This window comes from Kribbella sp. NPDC049174 (assembly GCF_043197365.1).
Lineage (GTDB): Bacteria > Actinomycetota > Actinomycetes > Propionibacteriales > Kribbellaceae > Kribbella.
Map to the genome: position 1 here is coordinate 337,880 of NZ_JBICSZ010000003.1, position 13,405 is coordinate 351,284.

14 protein-coding genes are annotated in these 13,405 nt (G+C 69.0%); 9 read left to right on the forward strand and 5 right to left on the reverse strand.

Features of this window, described 5'->3' with window-relative positions:
- Positions 1-63: 63 nt before the first annotated feature.
- The gene (locus ACGFIF_RS18950) at positions 64-639 is read left to right on the forward strand and encodes a hypothetical protein (RefSeq protein WP_393155943.1); all 576 of its coding nucleotides are present in this window, start codon (positions 64-66) and stop codon (positions 637-639) included.
- Between the two features lie 9 nt (positions 640-648).
- Positions 649-1,053, forward strand: coding sequence for a DUF805 domain-containing protein (locus ACGFIF_RS18955; RefSeq protein WP_393155944.1), 405 nt, complete (start codon positions 649-651; stop codon positions 1,051-1,053).
- Between the two features lie 25 nt (positions 1,054-1,078).
- Here the strand turns inward: ACGFIF_RS18955 and ACGFIF_RS18960 are convergent, their stop codons facing one another.
- Genes ACGFIF_RS18960 through ACGFIF_RS18970 form a run of 3 tightly spaced genes read right to left on the reverse strand, consistent with a single transcriptional unit; the run spans position 1,079 to position 4,113 of the window.
- Positions 1,079-1,648, reverse strand: a complete 570-nt coding sequence (locus ACGFIF_RS18960) for a DUF402 domain-containing protein (RefSeq protein ID WP_393155946.1) — start codon at positions 1,646-1,648, stop codon at positions 1,079-1,081.
- On the reverse strand, positions 1,645-2,892 hold the full coding sequence (locus ACGFIF_RS18965) for a DUF445 domain-containing protein (RefSeq protein ID WP_393155948.1): 1,248 nt from the start codon (positions 2,890-2,892) through the stop codon (positions 1,645-1,647). Before ACGFIF_RS18965 ends, ACGFIF_RS18960 begins: the two co-directional genes overlap by 4 nt.
- Before the next feature lie 27 nt (positions 2,893-2,919).
- Complete coding sequence (locus tag ACGFIF_RS18970) at positions 2,920-4,113, reverse strand: MFS transporter (RefSeq protein WP_393155950.1); 1,194 nt, start codon at positions 4,111-4,113, stop codon at positions 2,920-2,922.
- A gap of 93 nt (positions 4,114-4,206) precedes the next feature.
- Here ACGFIF_RS18970 and ACGFIF_RS18975 point away from each other — a divergent pair, with 93 nt between their 5' ends.
- Positions 4,207-5,358 carry an alpha-hydroxy-acid oxidizing protein gene (locus ACGFIF_RS18975; RefSeq protein ID WP_393155952.1) on the forward strand — a complete coding sequence of 384 codons (1,152 nt, stop codon included), beginning with the start codon at positions 4,207-4,209 and terminating at the stop codon, positions 5,356-5,358.
- Positions 5,355-6,014 (forward strand): HAD family hydrolase, encoded by a 660-nt coding sequence (locus tag ACGFIF_RS18980; protein WP_393155954.1) that lies wholly within the window; start codon positions 5,355-5,357, stop codon positions 6,012-6,014. The genes ACGFIF_RS18975 and ACGFIF_RS18980 overlap by 4 nt, the downstream gene beginning before the upstream one ends.
- Here ACGFIF_RS18980 and ACGFIF_RS18985 read toward each other — a convergent pair.
- On the reverse strand, positions 5,998-6,759 hold the full coding sequence (locus ACGFIF_RS18985) for a D-Ala-D-Ala carboxypeptidase family metallohydrolase (RefSeq protein WP_393155956.1): 762 nt from the start codon (positions 6,757-6,759) through the stop codon (positions 5,998-6,000). The two genes, ACGFIF_RS18980 and ACGFIF_RS18985, sit on opposite strands and share 17 nt — an antisense overlap.
- Positions 6,760-6,912: 153 nt before the next feature.
- On the opposite strand from ACGFIF_RS18985, the gene ACGFIF_RS18990 reads away from it, so the two are divergent.
- On the forward strand, positions 6,913-7,449 hold the full coding sequence (locus ACGFIF_RS18990) for a SigE family RNA polymerase sigma factor (RefSeq protein ID WP_393155958.1): 537 nt from the start codon (positions 6,913-6,915) through the stop codon (positions 7,447-7,449).
- Positions 7,446-8,843, forward strand: coding sequence for a hypothetical protein (locus ACGFIF_RS18995; protein WP_393155960.1), 1,398 nt, complete (start codon positions 7,446-7,448; stop codon positions 8,841-8,843). Before ACGFIF_RS18990 ends, ACGFIF_RS18995 begins: the two co-directional genes overlap by 4 nt.
- Here the strand turns inward: ACGFIF_RS18995 and ACGFIF_RS19000 are convergent.
- Positions 8,840-9,592 carry a sugar phosphate isomerase/epimerase family protein gene (locus ACGFIF_RS19000; protein ID WP_393155962.1) on the reverse strand — a complete coding sequence of 251 codons (753 nt, stop codon included), beginning with the start codon at positions 9,590-9,592 and terminating at the stop codon, positions 8,840-8,842. The genes ACGFIF_RS18995 and ACGFIF_RS19000 overlap by 4 nt on opposite strands.
- Positions 9,593-9,733: 141 nt before the next feature.
- Here ACGFIF_RS19000 and rarD point away from each other — a divergent pair, with 141 nt between their 5' ends.
- From rarD to ACGFIF_RS19015, 3 genes are all read left to right on the forward strand, one after another.
- On the forward strand, positions 9,734-10,651 hold the full coding sequence (gene rarD / locus ACGFIF_RS19005) for an EamA family transporter RarD (protein ID WP_393155964.1): 918 nt from the start codon (positions 9,734-9,736) through the stop codon (positions 10,649-10,651).
- A gap of 98 nt (positions 10,652-10,749) precedes the next feature.
- Positions 10,750-12,822 carry a PhoX family protein gene (locus ACGFIF_RS19010; RefSeq protein WP_393155965.1) on the forward strand — a complete coding sequence of 691 codons (2,073 nt, stop codon included), beginning with the start codon at positions 10,750-10,752 and terminating at the stop codon, positions 12,820-12,822.
- Between the two features lie 76 nt (positions 12,823-12,898).
- The gene (locus ACGFIF_RS19015) at positions 12,899-13,381 is read left to right on the forward strand and encodes an RrF2 family transcriptional regulator (protein WP_393155966.1); all 483 of its coding nucleotides are present in this window, start codon (positions 12,899-12,901) and stop codon (positions 13,379-13,381) included.
- Positions 13,382-13,405: the final 24 nt, after the last annotated feature.

Here is a 13,405-nt window from a genome sequence, read left to right on the forward strand (position 1 = left end):
GGATCCGGACGCGATCGGCCGTCGGTCGACACCTCGGCCGCCTGAGTTCCGCAGGATCGGCCCATGACGAACACGGCAGCGCCCCGCGGCCTGGCCGCCCGGTGGCCGACCGCGCTGGCCCTGGTCACCATCGCCGGTGCCCTCGTGCTGATCATCGGGACGGATCGTGAGGCCGAGTTCTTCGGGCCGGCGGTCGCGACGATGGCCGGGATCTACCTGATGGCGTACGCGATCGGGCGGCCGTGGACCGCGTGGGTCGCGTTCGCCGTACTGAGTGCGGTGGCGTCGGTGTTCCACGCACTGGCCGAGGCGGAGGTGTGGTCGGTCGAGCCCGGGATCGGGATGACCGCGGTGCTGGTCGTGCTGTGGTTGTGGGTGATCGCCCGGCGCAGGTTCACCGAGCCGACCTTCTCCTTGGAGACCGCCGGGATGGTGTTCTTCGGAGCGATCACCGTGCTGGTCGTCGCGACCGAGTCGACGACGGCAATCGTCCTGGCCGGCCTCGGCTGGCTGTTCCACGGCGCCTGGGACGCCTACCACTTCCGCCAGAACACGATCGTCAACCGCCCGTGGTCCGAGTACTGCGGCGTGATCGACCTGGCGGTCGGCACCTCCCTCCTGATCGCAGCCGCAGCCTGAGGAGAACGCATGACGTGGTTCATCACTGCCCTGAAGAAGTACGCCGTCTTCAGGGGCCGGTCCCGGCGCAAGGAGTACTGGTACTTCGTCCTGTTCGCCGTCCTCACCTCCGGCGTACTGCGTCTGATCGACACCGCACTCGACCTGACCTGGGGAGACCGGTCCACCTTCGGCGTCCTGCAGGCGCTGTGGTGGCTCGCCGTACTGATCCCGAGCATCGCCGTCCTGGTCCGCCGGCTGCACGACACCAACCGCACCGGCTGGTGGTGGCTGCTCAACCTCGTCCCGGTCATCGGCCCGATCGTCCTCATCGTCTTCGCCGCCCAACCCGGCACCCCCGGCCCCAACCCCTACGGCCAGGACCCCAAACCCAGCGGAGCCCTCATGACCGACACCGAAGACCGGAATCTCTGAGCCCGGGCCGGTAGCCGGCAGCGTCCTACAGGACGTCTACCGGTTGGTCGCCGAAGGCTGTGAGGGGAGGGAGGCCGAGGGCGATCGCGTCGGCCAGGCGGGTCCAGCCTTGCGGGCCGAAGGGTTCGATGGCGTGGGTGAAGTGGTGTTCGAGGGTGCGGGAGGCCGCGACGGCGGCCTCGTGTTCGGTGTCGTCGATCAGCCCGTTGCGGTGGGCCTCGGCCAGGTCGTCCCAGTCTTCGGTGCCGATACTGCCGTCGCGGCGACGGTACGGGTCGAGCTCGAGGTCGACGTACGTCCACTCGTTGTCGATCAGCACCGGCGGAGTGCTCACGTCCGCGACCAGCAGACCTCTCGGCCGCCAGGTCGCGAACCACCAGCCGTCGCGCGGGACGAGATGCAGCGCGTCTTCGCCCGGACCACCCGGGCTCGTCTGGGCCACCTCGCAGAAGCTGCCGTCGTTGCCACGGTGCAGTGAATGCCGAGGTGTGAAGAGCCAGGTGCCGTAGTCGTCGGTTCCCAGCTGGTACGTCGGCCAGAGTCCGCAGCCGGCGGGGCGTTTGCGCTTCCGGACGAACGTCGTCGGTGGAGTCACAGCAGTTCGCTCAGGGTGTGGATGAGCAGGCCGACCAGGGCGCCGACGACGGTGCCGTTGATGCGGATGAACTGAAGGTCGCGGCCGACGTGCAGCTCGATCCGGGCGGCGGCCTCGCGACCGTCCCAGCGCTCGATGGTGTCGGAGATGACCGAGACGATCTCGCTGCCATAGGTGCGGATGGCGTACCCGACCGCCTCGGCGGCACGGTCGTCCACCTTCGCCCGCAGCGCGTCGTCGGACTGGAGCCGTTCACCGAGGTCCTGCAGCGCCTTGGTCGCGCGGATTCGCAACGAGCTGTCGGGGTCGCCGATCGAGTCGATCAGTGCGGTCCGTACGGCGTCCCAGACCGCGGTGAGACTGGACCCCATGTCCGGGTGGGTCAGCATCCGGGCCTTGAACGCCTCGAAGCGATCCATCATCTCCGGGTCGTTCTGCAGGTCCGTGGCGAGCTGACTGAGCAGCCGGTCGACCGCCATCCGGGCCGCATGCGTCGGGTTGTCCCGTACGTCGGCCAGCCAGGCCAGCGCCTCACGATGGATCCGGTCGATGACCAGCCGGTCCACCCAGTGCGGCGACCAGCGCGGCGCCCGCGGACCGACGACCTCGGCCAGCAGCTCCCGGTTGTCGCGCAGCCAGTCGTGCGCCTCCACCATCAGCAGGTCGAACAACGCGTGATGCGCACCGTCGTCGACGACCGACTGCAGGAAATGGCCGGCGATCGGGCTCAGCGGCTCCTTCACGAACCGCGGTAGCAGCGATCCCCGGACGAAGGCGGTCACGTCCTCGTCACCCAGCTTCGGCAGCGCCGCGCCGATGGTCCGGGCGCCCTCGGCCACGATCCGCTCGGCATGGTTGCCGGAGGCAAGCCACTCACCGGCCCGGCGGCTCACCTCGGCGGTGCGCATCTTCTCCGCCACCACCTCCTCGGACAGGAAGTTCTCGGTGACGAACTGCTCCAGGCTCTCGGCCAGGCTGTCCTTGCGGGTCGGCACGATCGCGGTGTGCGGGATCGGCAGCCCCAGCGGCCGGCGGAACAACGCGGTCACCGCGAACCAGTCCGCCAGCGCACCCACCATCGCGGCCTCGGCCGCCGCGTTCAGATACCCCCAGCTGCCGTCGCGGTGCAGCGTGATCACGTAGACCACCGCCGCGAGCCCCAGCAACGCCAACGCCACCGACCGCATCTGCCGCAGCCCGCGCCGCCGCACCTCGTCAGCAGCACTCAAGGTCAAGGTCGCCATACCCCGATCTAACCAAGCGGCTGGTGATCACGCCCTCAGGCGAGTCCCCTGTCGATCCATGAAACCCGAGATCAGCGCGAGGATCAGGCCGGCCAGGGCGAGGCCGGCGCCGAGGCGGCTCGGCCATTCGTAGCCGTAGCCGGCGGCCAGTACGACGCTCCCGAGCCAGGCGCCGAGGGCGTTCGCGATGTTCAGCGTCGAGTGGTTGAGCGAGGCGGCCAGCGACTGTCCTTCGTGGGCGACATCCATCAGGCGGGTCTGCAGCGCCGGGACCAGGATGCTCGCCGAGAACCCCATCGCGAACACCGCGACGAGCGCGGTCGGCTTGGTCTGGGCGAGCCACCCGAACGTCCCGAGCACGATGGCGATCGCGATCAGGCCGCCGTACAGGCTGCCCATCAGGGACCGGTCGGCGAGGCGGCCGCCGACGACCGTGCCGCACGTCATGCCGACGCCGTAGACGGCCAGCACGATGGTGACCGCGGCCGCGGAGAAACCGGCCAGTTCCGTCATCGTCGGGGTGATGTAGGAGTACGTCGCGAACATGCCGCCGAACCCGACCATGCCGACCAGCAGCGCCATCCACACCTGCGGCCGGGCCAGCGCGCTCAGCTCGCTGCGGACGTTGACGTCACTGCCGACCGGCTGCGGCGCCACCCAGAACCAGACCGCCACCAGCGTCAGCAGCCCGAGTACGCCGACCGCGAGAAACGGCGCCTGCCAGCCGAGTTTCTGGCCCATCAGCGTGGTCAGCGGGACGCCGATGATGTTGGAGACCGGCAGGCCGACCATGCTCATCGAGACCGCCCAGGCCCGCCGGTTGACCGGCACCAGCGAGGCGCCGACCACCGCGCCGATCCCGAAGAACGCACCGTGCGGTACGCCGGTCAGGAACCGCGCGGCCATCAGGAACTCGTAGCTGGAGGCAACGGCCGACAGCACGTTGCCGAGCACGAAGACCGCCATCAGTCCGAGCAGCAGCCGCTTCCGTCCGGTCCGCGCGCCGAGCGCCGCGATCACCGGCGCACCGACCACGACACCGATCGCGTACGCCGAGATGAGGTGACCGGCGGTCGGGATCGAGATGTTCACCCCGTCGGCGATCTGCGGCAGCAGCCCCATCGTCACGAACTCGGTGGTCCCGATCGCGAATCCACCGGTCGCCAGCGCGAACAACGCCAGCCCGACAGGTCGCGAGGTGGTACGAGTGTCAGGAGTCACCGAACTTGTCACGCCTGATTGTCGCATTCACCAGCAGCCCGGCCTGACGGATGTCACCGTTGAGGTCGGGAGATGGCCGTGGGAGCATCCGGCATGGGCAACTTTGGCGACCATCAGCTGGGCATCTACCTGCAGGGCATGTTGCAAGGAACCAAGCCGGAGATCACCACCGACCTGGCTCGGCTGGAGTCCCAGGCGGCCGGGAAGTTGTCGGTCGAGGCGATGGGGTACATCGTGCCGAGCGCCGGCAGCGGCGCGACCGCGCGGGCGAACCTGGCCGCGTTCGACCGCTGGCGGCTGGTGCCGCGGATGCTCCGGGGCAGCACCGAGCGGGACCTGTCCTGCACGATCCTCGGTACGCCGATGCCGGCGCCGGTGCTGGTCGCGCCGATCGGCGTACAGACGCTGGCCCATCCGGACGGCGAGCTGGCGACCGCGCGGGCCGCGGACGCACTCGGGCTGACCTACACGCACTCGACCCAGGCGAGCTACGCGTTCGAGCAGATCGAGGCGAGCAGCAAGTGGTACCAGCTCTACTGGCCGACCGATCGCGACGTCTGCCTGAGCTTCCTGCAACGTGCGAAGGCCAGTGGGTACGGCGTTCTGGTCGTCACCCTCGACACCGGGACGCTCGGCTGGCGACCGGCCGATCTGGACCGCGGGTTCCTGCCGTTCCTCAAGGGCGAAGGGCTGGCGAACTACTTCAGTGACCCGGCCTTCCAGGCGAAGCTGGTCAAGCCGGTCGCCGAGGACCCGGCCGCGGCGGTGATGCACTGGGCACAGATGTTCCCGAACGTCGGGCTGAGCTGGGACGAACTGTCGTTCCTGCGCGACAACTGGGACGGACCGATCGTGCTCAAGGGGATCACCTCGGTCGACGACGCCAAGCTCGCGGCCGAGAACGGTGTCGACGGCGTCGTCGTGTCGAACCACGGGGGCCGCCAGGTCGACGGTGCGATCGCGTCGCTGGACGCGTTGCCCGCGATCGCCGAGGCGGTGGGCGAGCAACTGACCGTGCTGTTCGACTCAGGTGTTCGCACCGGCGCGGATGCGGCGAAGGCGCTCGCCCTCGGCGCGAAGGCGGTGCTGCTCGGGCGGCCGCTGCTGTACGGTCTCGCGCTGGCCGGTCAGGCGGGTGTCGAGCATGTACTGCGGTGTTTCCTGGCCGAGCTCGACCTCACCCTGGCGCTGTCCGGATACGCGAACCATCGCGAGCTGAACCGCGACTCGCTGGTCCGGGCATGAAGGCGGTCGTCTTCGACCTCGACAACACGCTCTTCGACCACACCGCGTCGTCGACCGCCGCGATCCACGAGTGGGTTGCGGAGCTCGGCGGTACGGCGTCGGACGAGCTGGTCGCGCAGTGGTTCGTGATCGAGGAGCGCAACTTCAATCAGTGGCTGAGCGGCGCCGTCACTCATCAGGGCCAACGGCGGGGGCGATTGCGCGACTTCCTGCCCCTGCTCGGCCGTCCGGTTCCGGCGCTCGACGAGGAGCTCGATCAGATCTACACCGGATACCTGCGCCACTACCAGGCGAGCTGGGCGGCGTACCCGGACGCGCGACTGGCCCTGGAAGTTGCCCGCAGCAACGGTTGGCGCGTCGGCGTGCTGACGAACGGGAGTACGAAGCAGCAGAACGCCAAGCTGGCGGCCATCGGGCTCGCCGACCTGGTCGACGTGGTCTGCACCTCGGAGTCTCTCGGCGTCAGCAAGCCGGACCCGCAGGCCTATCTACAGACCTGCGGCGCCCTCGGCGTCGAGCCGGCTGACACCGTGATGATCGGCGACAACCTCGAGCTGGACGTCCTGGCGGCCCGCCAGGCTGGTCTTACTGCCCACCACCTGGATCGGGCCGCCGGACTCACACTGACCGAGATCCTGCCTAGATCCCGCAGTTAGGGGCGTCCCACACGTTCGACGTACGGATGTCCGCGTGCGTGTGGTCGTTGTGACCTGGGTAGCCCGGACCGAAGATGCCGCCGAAGCCGTGGTTGCGGGCCTGCTTGGCCAGGGTGCAGAGGGAGTGGACACCGACCAGATCGGCGGACCGGCCGTACAGGTGCTGGCTGTTGCTCGCGCCGCCGACCGCGTTGTTGCACGGGATGCTGCGGAACCCGCTGGTGACGACCAACGGCTGGTCGCCGAGTGCGTGCCGCATCGCCTCCAGCTGCCACATGGTCTGCAACGCGTTCGCCTTCGTCGCCGCCTCACTGAGCGGTCCGCCGTCGAACCCGGAGCCACCGCAGCCGTCGTCCAGCTCGGCGTAGGTGAAGTGGATCGGCGTGCAGTCGTCGTCCTGCAGCGCGTAGATCTTGCTGAACGTGGCCGGCCCGGCGATGCCGTCGGCCCCCAGTCCGTACGCCGACTGGAACCGCTGCACCGCCGCCTTGGTGGCCGGCCCGAACGCGCCGTCGGTCGCCAGGTGGCCGCCGTACCCGGGCCAACCGGCCACCCGGATCTGCAACTGCCGCACGTCCTCCCCGCTGGCGCCTTGGGAGAGGGTGCGACCCCAGGTGTAACAGCCGTCCGCGTGGGCCTTGGTCGCGGTGACCACCTGGGTCGTGACGGTCGCGGCCAGCATCGCCGCGAACAACGCGAGGATGGCCAGGATTCGAGGTAGGGGTTTGCTGAAAAGCTGGGACATCGGACACCTCCGGGGCGGTGAAGGACCTGTCCGGGCCAGCATCGCGGCAGTATCCACCGGTTGGCCAGAGTTCAGCGGAACTTTTCGACATCGGGCAAGGCAACCATCCGGAGGGCCCAGACGGTCAGACAGGATGTGACCATCAATGAGCGCATGCTTACTCTGCGTGCCGAGGGGACGGGGTCGCCGGTGACAGCAGCGGAGAGTTTCGACGCGTTCGTGCGGGCCCGATCACGGGCGCTGGTGCGGACGGCGTACCTGCTGACCCGCGACCACGCGCTCGCCGAGGACCTGGTGCAGACCGCGCTGGCCAAGGCCTGGTTCGCCTGGACCCGGATCGAGGGCGGCGATCCCGAGCCGTACGTCCGCCGGATCATGGTGAACACCTACGCGTCCTGGTGGCGCCGGCGCTGGAACGGCGAGGTCCCCAGCGACGAACTGCCCGAGACCGCGGCTCCCACCACGAGCGAGGAGCGGACCGACTTCTGGCAGGCCCTCGGCCGGCTGCCCCGCCGGCAGCGCGCCGTGATCGTCCTGCGGTACTACGAAGACCTCACCGAGGCCGAGACGGCCCGGCTCCTCGGCTGCAGCGTCGGCACGGTGAAGAGCCAGACGAACAAGGCGTTCGCCAAGCTCCGCCTCGACCCGGCCCTGCTCTCCGCTTCCGCCGACCAGGAGAACGTCCGATGAACCTCCAGGACCTGCGCGACGAGCTCACCGCCCGCGCCACCACCGCCGACGACCACCCGGCCGACCTGCTGCCCGGCGTCCGGCGGAAGGTCCGCCGGACCAAGCAGCGACGCCTCGCCGCCGCACTCGGTAGTATCGCGGCGATCGTGGCGCTGGCCGTCACCGTCGTACCGTCGGTGATCGACACCTCGACACCCGACCCGGCCGAGAACGTGCCGGCCGACATCACCAAGAACGGCTTCACGCTGTCCGGTGTCGAGGGCCCGGACCGGCTGGAGACCGGGACGATCGGTGACGTCGGCTCCAGCCGGCTCGCCATCGACTGGATCCCGACCACGCACGACGTCGGGCTCTACGCCTTCTGCCAGGCGACGTCGACCACGACGCACTACTGGGTCAGGATCAACGGGCAGACCGCGGCCTCCGGTGCTTGCTCGACGTCGGTGGATACGCCGGACGGCCACATGCTGCGGTCGGACGACACCCTGTGGCTCAACACCCCGTCCGGACAGCCGGCCGCGTTCAGCATCGAACTGGTCGACGAGCGGGGCAAGCCGGTCGAGGACCAGGCCGCACAACTTGCCCTCGGCATCTATCGGGCCGGTGAGCTGCAACGTCCCGGACCTCCCGTGCGGATCCCGCCGCCCGCACCCGGCGACTACGAGAAGGACGGCGTGCGGTTCCGCACCCGGGTCGGTGGCGACACCTTGACCGCGGCGCAGGTCGCGGACCGCGGCCAGGGACAACTCAGCCTGACCTTCCGGGCAAACGCCGGCCCGGTGGTCCTGCACAGCTTCTGTACGGCGGACAGGTTCGGCTACAACTCCGTCTACGGAGTGCGGATCAGCCTCAACGGTGTGGTCCGCAGTACCGGCACCTGCTCGTCCTCGGTGACCGACGCCGTCCAGGGATCGGCCATGACATGGGGCGACGTGGCCGGGGCCGGCGAGCAGGTCGTCGTGGTGGCGACTCTGGTGGACCAGAACGGCCGGCCGGTTTCGGTGCCGGAGGCACAGATCGGCCTCGGCGTCTACCAGAAGGGTGACCAGCGTCCGGTCGCCGACGGTGTCGCCCTGGACGAGCTGACCGAGTACAGCGGCTACACCTATCGACTGGCCGACGTACGAACGGTGGACGCCGTCGCCGGGAAGGCGCTGGAACTGGCCACCCCGGAGGGCAAGCCGTTCCTGATCGCTTACGGCAGCTCTGACATCGGATCCAACGCCACCGTCGAGCTGAGCGGCCTGAGCCTGCAGAGCAATGGTGACACCGGCGGTGGTGTCGCCACGGTCGGCGAGGCGGCGCGCGGCGCAGGCACCGCCTCCGTCGCGATCTCCAAGGGCAAGGCCACCAAGGGCAAGCTGGTGCTGGCCCTGTACCTGCCGGCCGGCTAGATCCAGGAGTGCAGGTCGGCGGCGTCCTTGGCGAAGCGGTCCGGGGAGTCGTCGGCGACGAACTCGAGGAGCGCGTTGATCTCGCGCTCCTCGGCGGCGAGGCGACTGAGGACCGGGCGCCACAACGACTCGCGGCCGGAGAGCGGGAGGCGGGTGTTCGACGGCCACCAGGAGAAGACGTGGACGGTGGTCAGCCACGGCATCAGCGCCTCGAGCTGCGCGAGACACTCGGCGTCACTGAGGTCGACCGGCGGCTGCCAGTAGGTCTTGAGGTTCGGCGCGCCGACGTCGAGCAGCAGCGTGATGGTCGAGTCGACCTCGTCGGTCAGCGTGTTGCGGTGGAACTCCATCGCGATCTCGATCCCGGAGCCGGCCGCCACATCGGCGAGCTCGGCCAGGCCACGGGTGACCGCCATCCGGTCCCCCACCCCGGCTTCCGCCGTACCGACGTTGCCCGCCCAGACGCGGATCCGGGGTGCGCCGAGCGCCTCGGCCGTGGCAACGGCCGAGCGCATCTCCTCGCGGTCGACACTGCCGGCCCGAAGGTAGGAGCCGTACGCCGCGATCGCCAGCCCACGGTCCTCGCAGAGGGCCTTCACCCGCTTGGCGGTCGCCAGGTTCCCGAGCGGCACGTGCACGTCGCCACCCCACTCGATCGCCGCCAGCCCCGCGCCGGCCGCGACCTCAACCACCTCGGCGGCCGGCAACTGGCGGAACGTCACCGAGACCAGACCGGTCCTCACACCCACGGGTGCCTCCTCGTGTTCACACCTCCATCCAACCGCATCACACCAGCGCGCCAGGCGGTGCGGCCGCCACTGGACACCGGCCCGTCTCACGTCATGAGCAAAGGAGTTGGATGCGGCTGACGAAGGACTAGGCTGAGCAGCGTGCCAGAACAGCGGAGAGGGTTCATCTACGGGCTCTCCGCGTATCTGATCTGGGGCCTCTTCCCGCTCTACTGGAAACTGCTGGACCGCTCCGGCGCGGTCGAGGTGCTGGCCCACCGGGTGCTCTGGTCGATGGTGACGATCTCGCTGCTGGTCGTCGTACTGCGGAAGCTCGGCCAGGTGAAGGCGGTGCTCCGGGACCCGCGGCGGCGGTGGCGGTTGATCGCGGCGGCGGTGCTGATCTCGGTGAACTGGGGCACGTACATCTGGGGCGTCCAGAACAACCGGGTAGTGGAGACCTCGCTCGGTTACTTCATCACCCCGCTGTTCACCGTGCTGCTCGGCGTCCTGGTCCTCAAGGAGCGGCTGCGGCGGTGGCAGTGGATCGCGCTCGGGATCGCCTTCGTCGCGGTGATCGGGTTGACCATCGAGAACGGCCGGCCGCCGTGGGTGGCGCTCATCCTGACCTTCTCGTTCGGCCTGTACGGGCTGGCGAAGAAGCAGGCCGGCGCCGGGGCGATCGAGGGGATGGCGATCGAGACCGCCACCGTCGCACCGGTCGCGCTGGTGGCGATCCTCGTCCTCGGGGCGCAGGGCCAGTCGACGGTCGCGGACCACGGCGCCGGATACCTCATCGTGGTGCTGCTGGCCGGGCCGATCACCTCGATCCCGCTGATGATGTTCGGCGCGGCCTCGACCAGGGTGTCGATGACGACCCTCGGGCTGCTGAACTACATCACGCCGAGTATGCAGTTCGCGCTCGCGGTGCTGCTCTTCCACGAGGCGATGTCGCCGATGCGGTGGGCCGGGTTCGGACTGGTTTGGTTCGCCCTGGCCGTCTTCACCTGGGACACGATGGCGCACCGGCGCCGGATCCAGTCGCTCGAGCGGGCCGCGCTGACTGCCTCCGCAGTGTGACTGTTCGATCTCTCCTTGCGACTTAGGGCAACCTAAGCCTTACGACGTTCACCTGACCTTCACTCAGTCACCGCCTGGCCTCCCTAGGGTCCCTGGACGTGACCAAGTTCCTGCCGCTGATCAGCCAGCTCGGCACCCGCCACGGATCCCGAAGCTTTCGCACCTGCGAGCTCAAGTGCGCCAACCAGTGTGACCACCCGGAGCCGAACACCTCCGGCAACGAGCACATCCAGACAGTGATGCGGTCCGCGTTCTCGCGCCGCAACGTCCTCAAGGTCGGCGCCGCCGGAGTCGCGGCCGCCGGCGTCGGCGCGCTCGCCGCCAACCTGACCCCCGCGGCCGCCGACCAGTCGGTCGCGGCCGGCTCCGGCGGCGATCACGGCAACGGCGCCTTCCCCGGCTTCGGCAAGCCCGGTGCGCTGACGCACAGCGTCGTACCGCCGAACCGCAAGGACGACATCGTCATCCCGCGCGGCTACGAGCAGGGCGTCATCATCGGCTGGGGCGACCCGGTCGAGTCCGGCGCGCCGAAGTTCGACGCGTACAAGCAGACGCCCGAGGCACAGGCCAAGCAGTTCGGCTACAACAACGACTACACGATGATCGTGCCGCTCCGCGACGACCGGAAGGCGCTGCTCGTCTGCAACCACGAGTACACCGACGAGAACCTGATGTTCCCGACCGGCAAGTACGACCAGAAGACGATCGCTCGCATCGGCCTGGCCGCCCACGGCATGACCGTGGTCCAGATCGAGCGCGTCGGCCGCACCGGCCAGTGGCGCCGGGACAAGCAGGGCTCGAAGTACAACCGCCGGATCACCGCCACCACCAAGTTCGAGGTCACCGGCCCGGCCGCGTCCGACCCGCGCGTCGGAAAGGTTGCCTATGGCACCTTCGGCAACTGCGCCGGCGGTGTCACCCCGTGGGGCACCATCCTGTCCGGCGAGGAGAACTTCAACGGGTACTACGACGTGTCCGGGACCGTCCCGGCCGAGTACGTGGACAGCTACAAGCGGTACGGCGTACCGACCACGGTGACCAAGTCCGCGCGGGAGTGGAGCACCGTCGACCCGCGGTGGGACCTGAGCAAGACGCCGACCGAGGTGTTCCGGGCCGGCTGGATCGTCGAGGTCGACCCGTACGACCCGACGGCGGCGCCGAAGAAGCGGACCATGCTGGCCCGGCTCAAGCACGAGGGTGCGACCACCACGATCACCGCCGACGGGCGGATCGCGGTGTACCTCGGCGACGACGAGAAGGGCGAGTACATCTACAAGTTCGTCTCGGCCGGCAAATATGACTCCGACAACCGGAAGAAGAACTTCGGCCTGCTCGACGAGGGCACCCTGTACGTCGCCAAGTTCACCGGCGACGGTACGGCCGACGGCGTGTACGACGGTATCGGCCAGTGGATCCCGCTGACCACGGACAAGAAGTCGTTCATCGACGGCATGTCCGTGCAGGAGGTGCTGATCAACACGCGGTTCGCGGCGGACAAGGTCGGCGCCACCCGGATGGACCGGCCCGAGGACGTCGAACGCAACCCGGTGAACGGCCGGGTTTACGCCGCGCTGACGAACAACGACAACCGCGGCGCGAAGTTCCCGGCCGACGAGGCCAACCCGATCGTCACGTCGCACACCCGCGACACCCTGGGCGGGCCGCTGATCGAGAAGGCCGGCAACCGGAACGGGTACATCCTCGAGCTCACCGAGGAGGGCGACGACGCGGCCAAGACCGGCTTCTTCTGGACCCTGTTCCTGGTCTGCGGCGACCCGACCGCGCAGGAGACGTACTTCGGCGGCTTCGACAAGACCAAGGTGAGCCCGATCTCCTGCCCGGACAACGTCAGCTTCGACGGCTCCGGCAACCTGTGGATCTCCACCGACGGCAACGTGCTCGGCTCCAACGACGGTATCTTCACCGTCCCGGTGGCCGGCCCGAACCGCGGTCAGGTCAAGCAGTTCCTGTCCGTGCCGTTCGCTTCCGAGGCCTGCGGTCCGCTGGTGTCGGAGGACGACAAGACCGCGTTCGTGGCCGTCCAGCACCCGGGCGAGACCGACGACGCGACCTTCGAGAAGCCCACCTCGACCTGGCCGCACACCGACAAGTTCCCGCGTCCGGCGATCGCCTGCGTCTGGCGTCGCGACGGCGGCCGCGTCGGTAGCTGACGTTTCCGCGAGAGGCCCGGTGCCGCGGCACCGGGCCTCTTGACGACGGCTATTCAGGACGTCTAATATCCAGAATATGAAGATGAACGAAGGCGTCGAATGGGCGATGCACAGCTGCGTGAATCTCAGCTGGGTGCCCGGTGAGGCGGTGACCGCCAAACGACTCGCCGCCTTCTACGACCTTCCCACGGCGTACCTGAACAAACAGCTCCAGGCGCTCACCCGGGCCGGCATCCTGTCGTCGGTCTCCGGACCCAAGGGCGGCTTCCAGCTCGCCCGGGATCCGCGCAACATCAGCCTGCTCGACATCGTGGTCGCGATCGACGGCGCCGACGACTCGTTCCGCTGCGCCGAGATCCTGAAGGACGGCCCGGGCGCCGACCCGCACGCCGACTACCGCAAGACCTGCCTGGTCTCACAGGCGATGCGCGCCGCGGAGCTCAACTACCGGCGCGAACTGGCGAGTCAGTCCATCGCCGACATCGTCGCCCGGGTCGAGGAACAGTTCCCCGCCGCCCCCGACAACACCCGGAACTGGTTCGCCAACCTCAAGTCCTGACGCTTTGCTGCCCCTCTCAAACCA

Bases quoted from the DNA above. Each gene is read 5' to 3' on its own strand.
- ACGFIF_RS18995 (WP_393155960.1), top strand. From the start codon at position 7,446: ATGAACCTCCAGGACCTGCGCGACGAGCTCACCGCCCGCGCCACCACC.
- ACGFIF_RS19015 (WP_393155966.1), top strand. From the start codon at position 12,899: ATGAAGATGAACGAAGGCGTCGAATGGGCGATGCACAGCTGCGTGAAT.
- ACGFIF_RS18980 (WP_393155954.1), top strand. From the start codon at position 5,355: ATGAAGGCGGTCGTCTTCGACCTCGACAACACGCTCTTCGACCACACC.
- ACGFIF_RS18985 (WP_393155956.1), bottom strand. From the start codon at position 6,759: ATGTCCCAGCTTTTCAGCAAACCCCTACCTCGAATCCTGGCCATCCTC.
- ACGFIF_RS18965 (WP_393155948.1), bottom strand. From the start codon at position 2,892: ATGGCGACCTTGACCTTGAGTGCTGCTGACGAGGTGCGGCGGCGCGGG.
- ACGFIF_RS18955 (WP_393155944.1), top strand. From the start codon at position 649: ATGACGTGGTTCATCACTGCCCTGAAGAAGTACGCCGTCTTCAGGGGC.
- ACGFIF_RS18990 (WP_393155958.1), top strand. From the start codon at position 6,913: ATGCTTACTCTGCGTGCCGAGGGGACGGGGTCGCCGGTGACAGCAGCG.
- ACGFIF_RS18950 (WP_393155943.1), top strand. From the start codon at position 64: ATGACGAACACGGCAGCGCCCCGCGGCCTGGCCGCCCGGTGGCCGACC.
- ACGFIF_RS18975 (WP_393155952.1), top strand. From the start codon at position 4,207: ATGGGCAACTTTGGCGACCATCAGCTGGGCATCTACCTGCAGGGCATG.